Source organism: Actinomadura sp. NPDC000929, assembly GCF_040492065.1.
Taxonomy (GTDB): Bacteria; Actinomycetota; Actinomycetes; order Streptosporangiales; family Streptosporangiaceae; genus Spirillospora; species Spirillospora verrucosospora.
In genome coordinates, this window is sequence record NZ_JBEUPA010000169.1 from 1 (window position 1) to 16,795 (window position 16,795).

At 74.8% G+C, this 16,795-nt stretch carries 14 protein-coding genes, 1 rRNA gene and 1 pseudogene; 13 read left to right on the plus strand and 3 right to left on the minus strand.

Translation table 11 applies throughout. From position 1 onward, the window contains the following. From rrf to ABWI04_RS36505, 3 genes are all read left to right on the plus strand, one after another. Positions 1–94: ribosomal RNA gene (gene rrf / locus ABWI04_RS36495) — 5S ribosomal RNA — on the plus strand; the annotation flags it as partial. 1,407 nt (positions 95–1,501) lie between these two features. After that, the gene (locus ABWI04_RS36500) at positions 1,502–2,392 is read left to right on the plus strand and encodes a hypothetical protein (RefSeq protein ID WP_353835242.1); all 891 of its coding nucleotides are present in this window, start codon (positions 1,502–1,504) and stop codon (positions 2,390–2,392) included. Between the two features lie 105 nt (positions 2,393–2,497). Then, positions 2,498–3,664: an alkaline phosphatase PhoX gene (locus ABWI04_RS36505; protein ID WP_353835243.1), complete on the plus strand. Its 1,167-nt coding sequence runs from the start codon at positions 2,498–2,500 to the stop codon at positions 3,662–3,664. 6 nt (positions 3,665–3,670) lie between these two features. On the opposite strand, the gene ABWI04_RS36510 is transcribed toward ABWI04_RS36505, so the two are convergent. Next, positions 3,671–4,609, minus strand: a complete 939-nt coding sequence (locus ABWI04_RS36510; RefSeq protein WP_353835244.1) for an MBL fold metallo-hydrolase — start codon at positions 4,607–4,609, stop codon at positions 3,671–3,673. Positions 4,610–4,616: 7 nt separating this feature from the next. Then, on the minus strand, positions 4,617–5,966 hold the full coding sequence (locus tag ABWI04_RS36515) for a DUF1015 family protein (RefSeq protein WP_345187548.1): 1,350 nt from the start codon (positions 5,964–5,966) through the stop codon (positions 4,617–4,619). Positions 5,967–6,038: 72 nt separating this feature from the next. Between ABWI04_RS36515 and ABWI04_RS36520 the strand changes: the two genes are divergently transcribed. After that, entirely contained in the window at positions 6,039–6,482 is a 444-nt protein-coding gene (locus ABWI04_RS36520) for a tetratricopeptide repeat protein (protein WP_345187546.1), read from the plus strand. 56 nt (positions 6,483–6,538) lie between these two features. Further along, a complete protein-coding gene (locus ABWI04_RS36525; RefSeq protein ID WP_345187561.1) occupies positions 6,539–7,540 on the plus strand; it encodes an HAD-IIA family hydrolase in 1,002 nt (333 codons plus the stop codon). Between the two features lie 45 nt (positions 7,541–7,585). On the opposite strand, the gene ABWI04_RS36530 is transcribed toward ABWI04_RS36525, so the two are convergent. Continuing rightward, positions 7,586–7,927, minus strand: a complete 342-nt coding sequence (locus ABWI04_RS36530; RefSeq protein WP_345187543.1) for an SCP2 sterol-binding domain-containing protein — start codon at positions 7,925–7,927, stop codon at positions 7,586–7,588. 114 nt (positions 7,928–8,041) lie between these two features. On the opposite strand from ABWI04_RS36530, the gene ABWI04_RS36535 reads away from it, so the two are divergent. The 8 genes and pseudogenes from ABWI04_RS36535 to murJ all read left to right on the plus strand — a co-directional run bounded on the left by ABWI04_RS36535 (position 8,042) and on the right by murJ (position 16,717). Beyond that, positions 8,042–8,290, plus strand: coding sequence for a hypothetical protein (locus tag ABWI04_RS36535; RefSeq protein ID WP_345187541.1), 249 nt, complete (start codon positions 8,042–8,044; stop codon positions 8,288–8,290). Beyond that, positions 8,283–9,086, plus strand: a complete 804-nt coding sequence (locus tag ABWI04_RS36540) for a TlyA family RNA methyltransferase (protein ID WP_353835245.1) — start codon at positions 8,283–8,285, stop codon at positions 9,084–9,086. The genes ABWI04_RS36535 and ABWI04_RS36540 overlap by 8 nt, the downstream gene beginning before the upstream one ends. Positions 9,087–9,210: 124 nt before the next feature. Next, a pseudogene (locus ABWI04_RS36545) lies at positions 9,211–10,101 on the plus strand (NAD kinase); the annotation flags it as partial. A 208-nt stretch (positions 10,102–10,309) separates the two neighbouring features. After that, positions 10,310–12,016 (plus strand): DNA repair protein RecN, encoded by a 1,707-nt coding sequence (recN, locus tag ABWI04_RS36550; protein ID WP_353835246.1) that lies wholly within the window; start codon positions 10,310–10,312, stop codon positions 12,014–12,016. Between the two features lie 150 nt (positions 12,017–12,166). Continuing rightward, positions 12,167–13,405, plus strand: a complete 1,239-nt coding sequence (gene steA, locus ABWI04_RS36555) for a putative cytokinetic ring protein SteA (protein ID WP_345187533.1) — start codon at positions 12,167–12,169, stop codon at positions 13,403–13,405. Next, entirely contained in the window at positions 13,402–14,355 is a 954-nt protein-coding gene (locus tag ABWI04_RS36560; protein ID WP_345187530.1) for a copper transporter, read from the plus strand. Before steA ends, ABWI04_RS36560 begins: the two co-directional genes overlap by 4 nt. Before the next feature lie 4 nt (positions 14,356–14,359). Further along, on the plus strand, positions 14,360–15,367 hold the full coding sequence (locus tag ABWI04_RS36565; protein ID WP_353835247.1) for a hypothetical protein: 1,008 nt from the start codon (positions 14,360–14,362) through the stop codon (positions 15,365–15,367). Between the two features lie 48 nt (positions 15,368–15,415). Further along, positions 15,416–16,717 (plus strand): murein biosynthesis integral membrane protein MurJ, encoded by a 1,302-nt coding sequence (gene murJ / locus ABWI04_RS36570; protein ID WP_353835248.1) that lies wholly within the window; start codon positions 15,416–15,418, stop codon positions 16,715–16,717. Positions 16,718–16,795: the final 78 nt, after the last annotated feature.

Genomic DNA, 16,795 nt, shown 5'->3' on the forward strand with positions numbered 1-16,795 from the left:
AACACCCGGTCCCATCCCGAACCCGGAAGTTAAGCCCTTCAGCGCCGATGGTACTGCATGGGAGACCGTGTGGGAGAGTAGGACGCCGCCGGACATGAATTGGTCGAGGGTCGCCCTGGAATTTCCGGGGCGGCCCTCGACGCATGTCGTGGGTCGGCCGAAGTAGGCTGAAGACTCCACCGAACCACCAAGAACAGTGACGGACGTGATGAGCGCGGAAGAGGACGGCCGAAGCGACGACAGCCGCGACCGGCGAGGCGGCAACGGGCGGCGTGACACGCCGGCCCGTCGTGGGGGCGATGCCCGCGGCGGTCAGGGAGGGCCCGGGGCTCGCAAGAGCACCGGCCCCCGCAGCGGGGGGTTCCGCGCCGGAGGCTCCCAGGGCGGACGTGGTCGCCCTGGTGACAGGCAAGAACGGGACGCGCGCGGTAAGCGCGACGACCGCAAGCCGGGCCGTCCGTTCAAGCGCTCCGACGACAGCCGCGATGAGCGGCGTCCCGAGTCCCGCGAGGGCCGCCCAGAGGGCCGTTTCAGCGGCCAGGGCGGTCAGGGCGGCGAGCGTAAGGACAGCCGCTCCTCCGGCCCGCGCGGCGAGGCCAAGGACGACCGGTTCTCTGGTCAGCGCGGTGAGCGCAAGGAGGGCCGTTTCTCCGGTCAGGGTGGCGAGCGCCGAGACAATCGCTTCTCTGGCCCGCGCGGTGAGCGTCGGGACAACCGTTTCTCTGGTCCTCGTGGTGAGCGCCGGGAAGGCGGTTTCTCCGGTCAGGGCGAGCGCCGAGAAGGCCGTTTCGGCGGTCAGGGCGGCGAGCGACGAGACAACCGCTCCTCCGGTCCTCGCGGCGAGCGCAGGGACGACCGTTTCTCCGGTCAGGGTGGCGAGCGTAAGGACAGCCGCTTCTCCGGTCCGCGCGGTGAGCGTCGAGACGACCGTTTCTCTGGTCCTCGTGGTGAGCGCCGGGAAGGCGGTTTCTCGGGGCAGAGTGAGCGCCGGGAAGGCCGTTTCTCTGGCCAGGGTGGCGAGCGTCGGGACAATCGTTTCTCCGGTCCTCGCGGCGAGCGCAGGGACGACCGCTTTTCTGGTGAGGGCGGCGAGCGTCGCGAAGGCCGTTCCTTTGACAACCGTGCGCCTCGCGCGGGTCAGGGCGGTGGCGGGCCGCGCCGGGAAGGGCGTCCCGGAGGATTCCAGGGGCGCGGCGGCCAGGGTGAGCGTCGCTCCCAGGGGCGTCCGCAGGATCGCCCGTTCAGGGGGCCCCGCGATGAGCGTGAGGAGCGTCGTCCGGGCGGGCGGCGTTTCGAAGGCAAGCGTGAAGGACGTCCAGGAGAGCGTGACAGGCCGTTCAAGGGTCGCGGTGGCCCGAGGCGTCCGCAGGACGGAGAACGCTCCTACGGGCCGCCTCGCGACCGCGGAGCCCGGCCGGCGCGGTACGAGGAGCGTGAGCGTCCCGCGCCGAAGCATGACGATCCGCTGCTGCCCGAGGACGTCACCGGCGACGAGCTGGACGTGGAGGCGCGCGAGGAGCTGCGCACGCTGCCGAAGGACCTCGCGGTGAAGGTCGCGCGGCACCTGGTGATGGCGGGCCGCCTCGCCGAGGACGAGCCCGAGCAGGCCTACCGGCACGCGAAGGCGGCGCGGCGGCTCGCGTCCCGCGTCGGCATCGTGCGGGAGGCCGCCGGGATCGCGGCCTACCACGCGGAGGAGTGGGCGGAGGCGCTCGCCGAGCTGCGGGCCGCGCGGCGGCTGGGCGCCGGCGACTCCTCCTACCTGGCCGTCATGGCCGACTGCGAGCGCGGTCTCGGGCGGCCCGAACGCGCCCTCGACGTGATCAAGTCGCCGGAGGCGGAGAAGCTCGACCCGGCGGAGCGCGTGGAGCTGCGCATCGTGGAGTCGGGCGTGCGGCGCGACATGGGCCAGCACGACGCGGCCGTCGTGACCCTGCAGATTCCGGAGCTGCGCGACCGGCGGCTGCGGCCGTGGTCGGTGCGGCTGTTCTACGCCTACGCCGACGCACTGGTCGAGGCGGGGCGCGAGGAGGAGGCGTCCGACTGGTTCGCGCGGGCCGCCGCGGCCGACCGCGACGGCGACACCGACGCGGCCGAACGGTACGCCGAGCTCGAAGGCCTCGAGATCCTCGACACCGAAGAGGAAGAGGACGCCGGCGGCGCCCTGACGGAGGCACCCGCCGAGGCGCCGGTGGAGGAAGCCGCCGAGGCGGAGGAGCCGGAGCCCGCGGAGCTGGAGGAGCCGGAGCCCGTCGAGGCGTCGGCGACCGACATCGCGTTCCGGGCCGCCGAGCCCGAGGCGCCGGACGCGCCGGACGAGGGCGCGCCCGAGGCGCCGGCGGTCTTCCTGGAGCCGAAGCAGGTCGACGAGGAGCGGCCGCAGGCGGACTGACCTCCGCTACTTGACTGGCGGGTAGGTTTCCCGGATATTCACGGGACCGCGCCGTTCGGGGGGCCGCCGGACACGTCCGGCGGAGACCGACTCTTTGGAGTTGCCATGCCCCTGGACCGACGCACGTTCCTGCGCGCCGCCGCCGTCGCGGGCGGGATGACCGCCTTCTCCGGCGCCCTGTGGCAGCGGGCCTTCGCATCGGGGCCCGCGCAGCCCGGACCGAGCCCGTACGGGCCGCTGCTGTCCGCGGACGGCAACGGAGTGCTGTTGCCGCAGGGCTTCACCAGCCGGGTCGTGGCGCGCTCGCTCCAGCGCGTCGAAGGGACGAGGTACACGTGGCATCCGGCCCCCGACGGGGGCGCGTGCTTCCGCGACGGGGACGGCTGGATCTACGTCAGCAACTCGGAGGTGCCCGCCGTCGGCGGGGTGTCGGCGATGCGGTTCGACGCCTCCGGGAAGGTCACGTCGGCGTACCGGATCCTGAACGGGACCTCGCTGAACTGCTCCGGAGGGGCGACGCCGTGGGGGACGTGGCTGTCGTGCGAGGAGCACGACCTCGGCCTCGTCCACGAGACGGACCCGCGCGGGCAGAAGGGGGCGGTGTCCCGCCCGGCGCTGGGCCGCTTCAAGCACGAGGCGGCGGCGTCCGACCCCGAGCGCAAGGTCGTCTACCTCACCGAGGACCAGTCGGACGGCTGCTTCTACCGGTTCCGGCCGCAGACCTGGGGCGACCTGTCGTCCGGCACGCTCGAAGTGCTCGTGGGCTCCGGGACGGGCCCCGTCCAGTGGGCGAAGGTGCCGAACCCGCAGGTGTGGCTCACACCGACCCGGGGCCAGGTGGACGGCGCCATGCGCTTCCACGGCGGTGAGGGCTGCTACTACACGCGCGGCGTCTGCTACTTCACCACCAAGGGCGACAACCGCGTCTGGGCGTACGACGCGGCCGCCGCGCGGCTGGACATCGCCTACGACGACGACCTCGTCACCGGCGGCGAGGCGCCCCTGCACGGGGTCGACGCGGTGACCGCCACGGCGTCCGGCGACCTCTACGTCGCCGAGGACGGCGACAACATGGAGATCAACCTCATCACCGCCGAAGGGATCGTGACGCCGTTCCTGCGCGTGCTCGGCCACGACGAGTCGGAGATCACCGGGACGGCGTTCAGCCCCGACGGGTCGCGCCTGTACTTCTCGTCCCAGCGCGGCAAGAGCGGGTTCGTCGCGGGCACGGACGGCTACACCTTCGAGGTGACCGGCCCGTTCCGCCGCTGACGGGCCCTAGGCGTGCCGGCCGAGGGCGTGCATGATGCCGGCGACGTTGCTCTCGGCGCTGTTGAGGATCTCGTACTTGGCGGCCAGCTCCGGATCGACGTCGTCGCTCATGGACGCGTACCGGTCCCTGGTGCGGTCGACGACCATCGCGACGGCGTGGTCGAGGTCCAGGCCCTGGTCGCGGGCGTCCTTGACGGCGTCCACCCAGATCCGCAGCTCCTCCGCCGAGCGCTCCAGCGTCTCCTCGACCTCCCGCACGGGCCCGTAGTGCGCGAACAGCAGCCGCTCAGGGCCCAGCGACCGGAACCGGCTGATCGACTCCAGCGCCGTGTCGAGGTCGAAGTCCGGGGGCGGCGTGGCGGGCCGCACGTCCGCCGTCTCCGGGATGTAGATCCCGGCGGCGTCGCCCACGTAGAGGTCGCCCGTCCGCGAGTCGACCAGCCCCACGTGGTGCTTGGCGTGGCCGGGGGAGTAGTGCGACTCCAGCCGCCGCCCGCCGCCGAGGTCGACCGCGCCGGTGTCCTCGACGGCGCGGATCCGCGCCGCGTCCGTGGGCTTCAGCTCGCCGAACAGGGTGTCGAGGCCGTCCCCGTAGACCATGCGGGCGCTGCGCATGAGGCGGGACGGGTCCGCCAGGTGCCGGGCGCCCTTCTCGTGGACGACGACCTCCGCGCGCGGGTACATGCCGGCGATGTCGCCGACGCCGCCCGCGTGGTCGAGGTGGATGTGCGTCACGACCACGCTCGCCAGGTCGTCCGGACCCACGCCCAGCTCGCTCAGCGCGGCCTGGACGACGGGCGCCGAGCCGGACGTGCCCGGCTCCACCAGGCAGGGCCGGTCGGACAGGATCAGGTACCCGGCGGTGATGCCGGTGTAGCCGGCCATCCGCGTGTCGATCTCGTAGACGTCCCCGCCGAGCGGCGTGATCGTGGTCGTGGTGTCCATCCCCCGATCATGGCTCCTGCGGGCCGTCCCGGTCGAGAAGGCGCAGGACGAGGCCGGTGCGGGGCTTGGGACCGAACGAGGTGGACTTGCGCGGCACGCGCTCGCCGCCGCCCGCGACCGCGAGCACGTCCTCGACCCTGAGGGGGTTCAGGATCACGGCCGTCCCGCCGCTGCGCCGGGCGCGGGCGATGGCCGCGGACGGGTCGTCGTGCACCACCTCGATGGCGTTCTCGTTCTCCGGGACGCCCCACACCCCGCCGATCAGCAGATGGTCGAGGACGGCGGTGTCGAGCGCGCGCCAGCGGGGGGAGTGCTCGGACGGCATGGCCTCGCGCAGGGCGTCCGGATCGGGACCGGTGAGCAGGTGCAGGGAGTCGCCGCCGCCGAGGAGGAAGGCGGGGCCCTCGGCGCGGGCGAGCGCGTCCAGAGCCGCGTCCTCGGCCGCGAAGCCGGTCACGGTGAAGACCTGGCCGGCCTTGTCCAGCGCTGCGTCCGGGCGGAGCCCGGGGAGCACGCGGTGGATGGCGCCCAGGTGCGGCGGGTAGCGCGTCGAGTCGACCAGCAGCGCCAGCCCGGAGTCCCAGGGGCCGGGGCCGTCGCCCGCCGCGTGGCGGCGCGCCTGGAGCGCGCGGTAGGTGGCGTAGCGGTGGTGGCCGTCCGCGATGAGCGCCTGCTTGCCGCGCAGGTCGGCGGCCACCCGCGCGTGCAGGTCCGGGTCGGTGACGCGCCACAGGCGGTGGGTGAGCCCGTCGTCGGCGTCGAACTCCATCAGCGGGGCACCGGCCGCGGCTCCGTCGACGACGTCGGCCGCGTCCCCGCCGCCCTCGTACACCAGGAAGATCGGCTCCAGGTTGGCGTTCGCCGCCGCCATCAGGGCGAGCCGGTCGCGGACCGGGCCGGGGAAGACGTTCTCGTGCGGCAGCACGACGCCGTCGGACTCCGCGCGGAGCCCGAGGCCGCCGATCAGCCCGCGCTGCAGGACGGTCCCGCCGCGGGCCGCCTCGTAGACGTACAGGGCCGGTTCGGGGTCGACGGCGAGCGCGCCGCGGTCCAGCCAGCGGCGCAGCCGCCGCCCGGCGGCGTCGTAGGTCTCCCCGGCGGCGCGGGGGAGGTTGAGCCTGATGATGTTGTGGCCGCCCTCCGCGAGCAGCCGCAGCGCCGCCGCCTCGTCGATCAGGTCGTAGGGCGGCATGGTCACCGACGCCGGGTCGCCGGCCACCTCGGGGACGAAGCGGACGCCGCGGAACGGGGCCAGCTCCAGGCCCGCGCCCGTGCGCGGCGCGGCCGTCCCGAAGACGCGTGCGCTGAACTCCTCCGGGTCGAGGGCGGAGGAGAGGTCGTCGTCCACGCTGGGCATGCTATTCAGCGGAGGGCGTCCGGCGCCGCGGCGGGTACGGTCGTACTGATCGATGTCCGAGGGGAGGTCCACATGAGTACTCAAGGACCCGGACGGCCGGAGGATTCCCCAGGCGCCGACCCGGGCGAGCATGCGGACTCGCCGCAGGGCGGGGTCTACGAGTGGTACACGCGGGGCCTGGAGCTGCTGCGGGCGGGCAGCGCCGCGGCGGCGTTGCAGCTGCTGGCCAGGGCGGCCGAGGCCGAGCCGCAGTCGCACAGCATCCGCGAGGCGCTCGCCCGCGCCCAGTTCGGGGCGCGGCAGTTCGGCGCGGCCGCCGAGAGCTTCCGCGGGATCGTGGAGGCGGAGCCCGCCGAGGACTACGCTCGGTTCGGGCTCGGGCTGTCGCTCAGCCGGATGGGCGACTTCGAGGCCGCCGTCGAGCATCTCGCGCTCGCCGCGGCCATGCGCCCGGAGAACGCGGACTACGCGCGGGCGTTGCGGCACGCCAGGGCCACCCTCGCGGCCCGGCGCTGACCCGCCCCTTACCCGTTGGTAACAACCCCCGTACGATCGCAGGCATGAGGAGCGCGATGAAAGGCAGCGACCGTCCCCTGAGCGAGGCGTACGACGTCGCCCTGCTCGACCTGGACGGGGTCGTCTACGTCGGCCGCCGGCCCGTCCCCGCCGCGGCGGAGTCGCTCGCCAAGGCGCGCGCGGCGGGGCAGCGGCTGGCGTTCGTGACCAACAACGCGTCGCGGACGCCGTCGGCGGTGGCGGCGCTGCTCACCGAGGTCGGCGTCCCCGCCGAGGCGTCGGACGTGGTGACCTCCGCGCAGGCCGCCGCCCGGCTGCTCGCCGAACGCCTGCCCGCCGGGTCGGAGGTGCTCGTGGTGGGCGGCATGGGGCTGCGCCACGCCCTCTACCAGCGGGGCCTGCGGCCGGTGTCGACGGCGGCCGGCCGTCCCCCCGCCGTCGTGCAGGGCTACCACCCCGACCTCGGCTACGGGCTGCTGTCCGAAGGCGCCCAGGCGGTCGCCCTGGGCGCGCTGTTCGTCGGTTCCAACGGCGACCTGACCATCCCCGGGGGCGAGGGGCCTCCCCACCCCGGCAACGGGGCCCTCCTCCGCGTGATCAGCGGTGCCACCGGCGTGGAGCCGATCGTCACCGGCAAGCCCGAGCGCCCGCTGCACCAGGAGTCGATCCTGCGCACCGGAGCCGAGCGCCCGCTGGTGGTCGGCGACCGCCTCGACACCGACATCGAAGGCGCCTACAACGGCGGCGCCGACAGCCTCCTGGTCTTCACCGGCGTCACCGGCCACCTCCAGGCGCTCACCGCCCCGCCCCACCGGCGCCCCACCTACCTAGCGCCCGACCTGTCCGGTCTCCTCGTCCCGCATCCGGAGACCGTCAGGGAGGACGGCGCGCACCGGTGCGGGGGCTGGACCGCGCGCCGCGACGGGGACGCGTTCGCCCTCAGCGGATCCGGCGACCCCTACGACGGCCTCCGCGCCCTCGCGTCCGCCGCCTGGGAGACCGAGGAGCCGCCGCCTTCGGAGGCCCTCACCGCGGCCCTGGAGACGCTCTCGCTCTGAGGACCGGGCCCCGGACCGGGGGCTGGAGGGCGGGCCGGACCCCGCTCAGAGGAGCTTGCGCAGCCGCAGGAGGTCGAAGATGCTCGCCTCGATCTTCAGGCGGCCGGCGCTCCACGCCTTGGCCGGGTTCAACTCGTCGAAGGCCATCGCGACGAGGTCGTCGCTGTCCACGGTCAGGCGCACCTGCGCGGCCCCGGGGTCCTCGTCCAGCTCGAACGGGTCGAGGCCGCCCCCGTGCAGCCGGCTGCGGAAGGCCACGCCGAGGTCCGCGACCCGGCAGCTGATCGTGCGCTCGACGACGTGCTCGGCGAGCCGGTCGGCGTCCACCTCGGCCAGGCGCGCGGCGACGCGCTCCAGCGCCGCACGGCACTCCTCCTCGTTCGCCATGGTCAGGCCGTTCCCCGTTCGTCCGGCATCGATGTCGTTCAGGGACGGTAGCGTTCATGGTGAGCCGGAGGCGACTCGTCGCGTGCGCTCCGGGAGCACTGGGAGGTAAACGTGATGTCCGACGAGGCCGCGGAGGAGCCGGAGTTCCCGGCCGCGCCGCCGCCCGACCCGACCGGCGACCCGCGCGTGGACGCCGCCGTCGCCCTCCTCGGCGAGCTCGGCGGGCGGCCCGTCGCCGCGCACGTGGAGGTCTTCGAGGACGTCCACCAGCGGCTCCAGGAGCTCCTCGCCGCCGCCGGGCAGGACGAGCGGCCCGCACCGCCCCGGCCCGCCTTCCCCGACGCCCTGCGCCCCCGTGAGTAGCCGGCGACGCCTGGACGCCGAACTGGTGCGCCGCGGGCTGGCCCGGTCGCGGGAGCAGGCCGGGCAGCTGATCGGCGACGGCCGGGTCCGCGTCGGCGGGCAGACCGCGGCGAAGGCGGCCACCCAGGTCGAGGCCGCGGCCGCGATCGTCGTGGCCGAGGACGGCGGCGGCCCGGAGTACGTCTCGCGCGGCGGGCACAAGCTCGCCGGAGCGCTGGAGGCCTTCGCGGGCCTGGACGCCCGGGGCCGGGTCTGCCTGGACGCGGGCGCCTCCACCGGCGGGTTCACCGACGTCCTGCTGCGCGCCGGCGCGCAGCACGTGTACGCGGTCGACGTCGGGTACGGGCAGATCGCCTGGTCGCTGCGGACCGACGACCGGGTCACCGTCCTGGAGCGGGTCAACATCCGCGACCTGGAGCCGGGGATGCTCGACGGCGCGCCGCCGAGCCTCGTCGTCGGCGACCTGTCGTTCATCTCGCTCAAGCTCGTCCTCGGGCCGGTCCGGCGGTGCGCGACCCCCGAGGCCGACTACGCGGTCATGGTGAAGCCGCAGTTCGAAGTGGGCAAGGACCGGGTCGGCGCGGGCGGGGTCGTCCGCGACCCGCTGCTGCGCGCCGACGCGGTGCGCGGCGTGGCGGAGCACGCGGCGACGCTCGGCCTCGGCGTCCTCGGGGTGGCCGCGAGCCCGCTGCCGGGGCCGTCCGGCAACGTGGAGTACTTCCTGTGGCTGCGCGCGGGTGCCCCGCCGCTGGAGGAGGAGGCCCTGGCGAAGGCGATCGCGGAGGGTCCGCAGTGAGCGTCGCACCGCGCGTACAGGGCGCACCGCGCGTACAGAGGGCGTCGAAACCGGGAACGTCCCGCGCGGGGGCGTTCGTCCAGCCGTCCGCACGCCGCAGCGCGTCGGGGAGTGGGGCGAGAGCATGAGCACAAGGTCGGTGCTGGTCGTGGCGCACACCGGGCGGCCCGAGGCGGTCCGCAGCGCGCAGCTGGTCATCGAGCGGCTCAGCGAGGCCGGGATCTGTGTGCGGGTCCTGGACGGCGAGGCCGACGACATCGGCTGCGCGGGCGTGGAGGTGATGCCGAGCACCGCCGCGGCCGCCGACGACGCCGAGGTCGTCATGGTCCTCGGCGGCGACGGGACGCTGCTGCGCGCCGCCGACCTCACCCGCAGCTCCGGCACGCCGCTGCTCGGGGTCAACCTCGGCCACGTCGGGTTCCTCGCCGAGGCCGAGCGCGAGGACCTCGCCGCCACCGTCGACCGGGTCGTGACCCGCCGCTACGACGTCGAGGAGCGCATGACCGTCGACGTCACCGCCCGCCGCAACGGCACCGTCCTCGGCACGACGTGGGCGCTCAACGAGGCCAGCATCGAGAAGGCCGAGCGGGAGCGGATGCTGGAGGTCGTCGCCGAGATCGACGGCCGGCCGCTGTCCAACTGGGGCTGCGACGGTGTGGTGTGCGCCACCCCGACCGGCTCCACCGCGTACGCGTTCTCCGCCGGGGGCCCGGTCGTGTGGCCGGAGGTGGAGGCGATGCTCGTCGTTCCGCTCAGCGCGCACTCGCTGTTCGCACGGCCGCTGGTGGTCTCGCCGCGCTCGTCGGTCGCGGTGGAGGTACTGCCCGACACGCCCCGCGCGGTGCTGTGGTGCGACGGGCGCCGCACGCTCGACCTCCCGCCCGGCGCGCGGGTGGAGGTCCGCCGCGGCGCCGAGCCGGTGCGGCTCGCGCGGCTGCACCTCACCCCGTTCACCGACCGGCTGGTCACCAAGTTCGGGCTGCCCGTGACGGGCTGGCGCGGGCGGGTCCGCCAACCGTCCCGGCCGTCCCCGCCGCTCGGGGACTCCCAGGTCGGGGACGCCCCGGCGGCCGGCGGCATCGCCGGCTACCCGGGCCCCGGCTTCCCGCCGCAGAGCGCGCCCCCGGGGGCGGACGGGGAGGCGGCGGACGGGCAGAGGGGATAATCTCCACAGGCGCTGATCGGGGATCTGGTTGCGGAGGGTTGTGACGCTGGTGCGTCCGATGGTCGATGAGGTGCGGATCCAGGGCCTCGGTGTGATCGACGAGGCCGTGCTCGATCTGTCGCCGGGCTTCAACGTGGTGACGGGGGAGACCGGGGCGGGCAAGACCATGGTGGTCACCAGCCTCGGGCTGATGTTCGGCGGCCGAGCCGACCCGCAGCGGGTCAGGCCCGGCGCGGGACGCGCCACGGTGGAGGGCCGGATCGTCGTCGATCCCGGCGGCCGCGTGGTCGAGCGGGTCGAGGACGCCGGCGGCGAGCTGGACGACGGCGCCCTGATCGTCACGCGCTCGGTGTCGGCGGAGGGCCGCTCCCGCGCGTTCCTCGGCGGCCGGTCCGTCCCCGTCAGCGTGCTGATCACCCTGGCGGACGACCTGGTCGCCGTGCACGGCCAGTCCGACCAGCAGCGCCTGCTGCAGTCGGCGCGGCAGCGCGGCGCGCTCGACCGGTACGCGGGCGGCGCGCTGACCAAGCCGATGCGCGCCTACACCAAGGCCTACCAGCGGCACCGCCAGGTCAGCGCGCTGCTGGAGGAGCTGACCACGCGGGCGCGCGAGCGGGCCCAGGAGGCCGAGCTGCTCCGCTTCGGCCTGGAGGAGATCGAGAAGGTCGACCCCAAGGACGGCGAGGACACCGACCTCGCCGCCGAGGAGGAGCGCCTCGGGCACGCCGACGCGCTGCGCGGCGCCGCCGACACCGCCCACGAGGCCCTGCTCGGCGACCCCGCCGCCGCGTTCGAGGCCGCGAACGTGACCGGCCTGCTCGGCCAGGCCCGCAACGCGCTGGACGCCGTCCGCGACCACGACCCCGAGCTCGCGGCGCTCGCCGACCGGCTCGCCGAGGCGGGCTACCTGGTCGCCGACGTCGGCACCGACCTGGCGTCCTACGCCGAGTCCGTGGACGCCGACCCGGCGCGGCTCGCGGCCGTCCAGGAGCGCCGCGCCGAGGTGACCGCCCTGACCCGCAAGTACGGCGGGACGGAAGGCACGGTCACCGCGGTCCTGGAGTGGGCGCGCGGGTCCGCCGCCCGCCTCGCGGAGCTGGAGGGCGACGACGACCGCATCGACGAGCTGCGCGCCGAGCACGCCGAGCTCACCGAGCGGCTCGCCGCCGAGGCCGCGGAGCTGACCGCGGTCCGGACCCGCGCCGCCGAGCGGTTCTCCGAGGCCGTCACCGAGGAGCTGACCGCGCTGGCGATGCCGCACGCCCGCGTCGTCGTCTCCGTCACCCCGACCGGCGACTACGGTCCGCACGGCGTCGACGAGGTCGAGGTCCGGCTCGCCCCGCACCCGGGGTCGCCGCCGCTGCCGCTGCACAAGGGCGCCTCGGGCGGCGAGCTGTCCCGCGTGATGCTGGCGATCGAGGTCGTGTTCGCGGGCGCCGACCCCGTCCCGACCTTCGTGTTCGACGAGGTCGACGCGGGCGTCGGCGGCAAGGCCGCGGTGGAGATCGGGCGGCGCCTGGCGCGGCTGGCCCGCAACGCCCAGGTGATAGTCGTCACGCACCTGCCGCAGGTCGCCGCGTTCGCCGACCAGCACCTGCTGGTGGAGAAGTCCGACGACGGAACCGTCACCAGCAGCGGCGTCACCGCCCTTGACCGGGAGGGCCGCGTCCGGGAGCTGTCGCGGATGCTGGCCGGCCTGGAGGACTCCGAGCTCGGCCGCGCGCACGCCGAGGAGCTGCTCGCCATGGCCGCCGAGGAGCGCTAGCGGCGGCCGGGCCCGCAGATCAGTCGACACGCCGGCGCCGCGGCGGGCCGCCCCCGCTCCGGCAAAGATTACAGAGAGTGCGCGAACGGACACGCCTGGAGTGTCGGCGTTTCCGGCGTCCGCTCCCGTGCTCTGGCAGGATGGCAGTTGATGAACGAGTCGTCACCCACCGCAGAGAGACGCGTCCGGCTGGCCCAGAGGCTGCCGCGGCGCGTTCTCACGCTGGGCCGCGGCCGCGACGACGGGCGGCCCGGGATCAGCGCCACGGTGCGGCTCGACCGCCGCACCAAGGACCTGACCAAGCGGCTGCAGCCCGGCGAGGTCGCGGTGATCGACCACGTCGACCTCGACCGCGTCAGCGCCGAGGCGCTGGTGTCGCGCGAGGTCGGAGCCGTCGTCAACGTCGCGCCCAGCATCTCGGGCCGGTACCCGAACCTCGGGCCGCAGATCCTCATCGAGGCCGGCATCCCGCTGCTCGACGACGTCGGCCCGGAGATCTTCAGCAAGCTTCAGGAGGGCGACCAGGTCCGCGTCGAGGGGCCCGCCGTCCACCGGGGCGAGGAGGTCGTCGCCAAGGGCACCGAGCAGACCGCCGAGTCCATCGAGGAGGCGCTGACCGAGGCCAAGGCCGGTCTCGCCTCCCAGCTGGAGGCGTTCGTCGCCAACACGATGGAGTACGTCAAGCGCGAGCGCGACCTGCTCATCGACGGCGTCGGCGTCCCCGAGGTGGCCACCCGGATCTCCGGCCGGCACGCCCTGATCGTCGTGCGCGGCTACCACTACCGCGAGGACATCGCGACCCTGCGCCCCTACATCCGCGAGTACCGCCCCGTGCTGATCGGGGTGGACGGCGGCGCCGACGCGCTGCTGGAGGCCGGCTACCGCCCCGACATGATCGTCGGGGACATGGACTCGGTCTCCGACGACGCGCTCACCTGCGGCGCCGAGCTCGTCGTGCACGCCTACCGGGACGGCCGCGCGCCGGGCCTGAAGCGCGTGCACGAGCTCGGCAAGGACGCCGTGGTGTTCCCCGCCGCCGCCACCAGCGAGGACATCGCGATGCTCCTCGCCGACGACAAGGGGGCCACCCTGATCGTCGCGGTGGGAACGCACGCGAACATGGAGGAGTTCTTCGACAAGGGGCGCGCCGGCATGGCCAGCACGTTCCTCACCCGGCTCCGCGTCGGCAGCAAGCTCGTCGACGCCAAGGGCGTCAGCAGGCTCTACCGCAGCCGGATCTCCACCTGGTCGCTGCTGTTCCTCGTCCTCGGCGCGTTCATCGCCATCGTCACCGCCGTCGCCATGTCCCCGGCGGGGGACGTCATCAGTCCCCTGCTCGCCGACCGCTGGCACGCCTTCCTCTTCTGGCTGACCGGACTCTTCACGTGATCGATTTCCGCTACCACCTCGTCTCCATCGTCGCGATCTTCCTCGCGCTGGCGCTCGGCATCGTGCTGGGCTCCACCACGCTGTCCAACTCGGTGAGCGACACCCTGCGCCAGCAGGCCAACTCGGCCGCCAAGACGGCCCAGCAGGCCCGGCTCGCGCAGCGCGACCTGCGGCGCCAGCTGGACGGCGAGGAGCAGTTCACCCAGGCGCTCTCGCCGCAGATCGTCGCCGAGCGGCTCAAGGGCCAGTCCGTGGTGCTGATCGAGACGCCCGGCGCCGGCAACGACAGCATCGAGCAGATCAGCCGGTTGGCGAAGGACTCCGGCGCCGCCGTCACCGGGCGCGTCACGATCCAGAAGAAGCTCCTCGACGACGACCAGCAGACCACCGTCGACGAGCTCGCCACGCAGCTCAAGGCCGACGACGTGAAGTTCCCGGAGAACGCGGGCGCCTACGGCAAGGCCGGCGCGGTCCTCGCGGGCGCGCTCGTCACCAAGGACCCCGCCAGGTCCGGCCGCGAGGACGCCGCCGGAGGCGCCGTCCTCAACGGCTTCAAGCAGGCCGGATACGTCACCACCAGCGGCAAGCCCGGACAGCACGCCACCCTCGCCGTCATGGTCGCGCCCGCCGCCCCCTACGCCTACGCCGGCGGAGGCGACGACAACAAGGCACTGATCTCGCTGGCCTCCGCACTCGACGGCGCCGGGCGCGGTACCGTCGTCGGTGGTCCGCCGACCTCCGCGCAGGAGGGCGGGCTGATCGCGGCGCTGCGCGACTCCGACGCCGCCGACTCGGTCTCCACCGTCGACGTGGTGGACACCGCGGCCGGCCAGGTCGTCACGATCCTGGCGCTGCAGAACGAGATCGGCGGCAAGTCCGGGCAGTACGGCACGGGCGCCGGCGCGAACGGCTACCTGCCCTCGCCCGCGCCCACGGCGAAGAACGGGTGACCTGATGAGACGAGGCATCGCCAGGAGCACGCGGCTGGCGACCGGCGCAGGCCTCGGCGCGGTGGCGGCCCGCGCCGCCTACACCGCGCTGACGCGGCGCCCGCCCGGCCTGAACGGGCTGCCCGGCGAGCAGGTCTGGGGCCGCACCAACCACCGCGGCGAGCCGGTCACGCTGCTGGAGGGCCCCGCGTTCGTCGCGGGCGCCGCCGCGGCCGGGCTGCTCGCCCCCGGCGCCGCCGCCCGGGTCCGCGCCGCCGCGCTGCTGGCCGGCGCCGGTTCCGGCGCCCTCGGCGGCTACGACGACCTCGCCGGGTCGGCGTCCTCCCGCGGCTTCAAGGGCCACCTGACCGCGCTCGCGCGCGGCGAGGTGACCAGCGGCGCGGTGAAGATCCTCGGCATCGGCGCGACCGGGCTGGCCGCCGCCGCCGTCGCCAGCTCGCCCGCCCCGACCCGCACCGGCCGCGCGTTCGACACCCTCGTCAACGGCGCCCTCATCGCCGGCTCCGCGAACCTGATGAACCTGTTCGACCTGCGCCCCGGGCGGGCCGTGAAGGTCGGCCTCATCGCCGGGACGCCGCTGGCGCTGACCCGCTCCGGCTCCGCCGTGGTCGCCGCGCCGCTCGGCGCCGCCGCCGCGCTGCTGCCCGAGGACCTCGGCGAGCGCGCCATGCTCGGCGACACCGGCGCCAACGCGCTCGGCGCGCTGCTCGGCCTCGCGGCGACCCGCCTCGGCCGGGGGCCGCGGCTCGCCGTCCTGGCCGGGATCGCCGGGCTGAACGCCGCCAGCGAGTTCGTCAGCTTCACCAAGGTCATCGCGGGCAACCCGGTGCTGAACCGCGTCGACATGCTCGGCCGCCGCCCGGCCGCCGTCCCCGCCCCGGCCCCCGCCGAGGCGGCGGAGCGGGAGACCGGGGAACGGGAGAGCGGGAAGCCCGACACCGAGGACGCGTACCGCCCGGCCGTCCCGCCGCAGGCCGACCCGGCGGGCGACGGCGTCGCCGACCCCGCCTAGCCCGCCGGACGCCCCCCGCAGATCTCGACGAGCGTGCCTTCGCCTACCGTGCCCCCATCCGAAGCGCCACCGCCCGACCGGCGGCGGCCGGGCATGCGCCGGCTGACCGGCGGGCTGGCCGGCGCCGCCGTCGTCATCGCGGTCATCACCGTGCTGGCGCGGCTCGCCGGGTTCGGACGCACCTACGCCTTCTCCCAGACCGTCACCACCTCGTGCCTCAGCCAGGCGTACTTCAGCGCCACGCAGCTCCCGAGCAGCATCTACGAGATCGTCGCGGGCGGCGCGCTCGCGAGCATGGTCGTGCCGGTGCTGGCCGGGCCCGCCGAGCGCGGCGACCGCGAGGAGGTCCGGCGGACCGGGTCGGCGCTGCTCACCTGGATCGTCGTGCTGATGGTGCCCCTGTCGGCGCTGATGGCGCTGTTCGCCCACCCCCTCATGGAGCTGGCGGTGGCCGAGAACCCGCAGGGATGCTCGCGCGGTGACGTCGTGCGGGTCGGCGGGGACATGCTGGCGATCCAGTCCGTGCAGATGGTGATGTACGGGATCGCGGTCGTGTTGTACGGGCTGCTGCAGTCGCACCGCCGGTTCGTCGCGCCCGCCCTCGCGCCGCTGGTGTCGAGCCTCGTGGTGATCGGCGCTTACGTGGTCTACGCGCCGCTCGGCCGGGGCTTCGAGAACGACCTGGCCGGGCTCCCGCTCGGGGCCGAGCTGACGCTGGCGATCGGCACGGCGCTCGGCGGCGTCGCGATGGCCGCCACGGCCGCGGTCGCCGCGTGGCGGCTGCGCCTGCGGCTGCGGCCCACCCTGCGCTTCCCGGACGGGGTGGCGCGGCGGGTGCGGCGGCTCGCGGCGGCCGGGATCGCGACGGTCGCGGCGCAGCAGCTGGCGACGCTGCTGATCGTCCGGCTCAGCTCGCAGGGCACCCGCGGCGCGCTCGCCAACTACCAGTACGCGTGGGCGATCTACCTGCTGCCGTGGGCCATTCTCGCGGTGCCGATCGCCACCAGCGCGTTCCCCCTGCTGTCGGCCCGGATGAGCGCCGCGGACCACGCCCGGTTCGACCAGGTCACCGCGTCCACCACCCGCGCGGTGATCCTGGTGTCGTGCCTGGGGGCCGCCGCGCTGGCCGCCGTCGCCGTCCCCGCCGCGGCGGTGTTCAACCCCGGCCACCCCGACCAGCAGGAGGTGCTGTCGCGCGCGGTGCTCGCGTTCGCGCCCGGCCTCCTCGGCTACGGGCTCGTCGCGCACCTCGGCCGCGTCCTGTACGCGTGCCACCGGGGACGGATGGGCGCGGCCGCCGTGGTCGCGGGCTGGGGCGTCGTCATGGTCGCGGAGGTCGCGCTAGCATGAGCAAGTCGAGCCGACTGGCCGTTCGGTACTTCGACGACCGCGTCCTGCTGACCGACAGCGCCGCGTGGGCGTACTTCC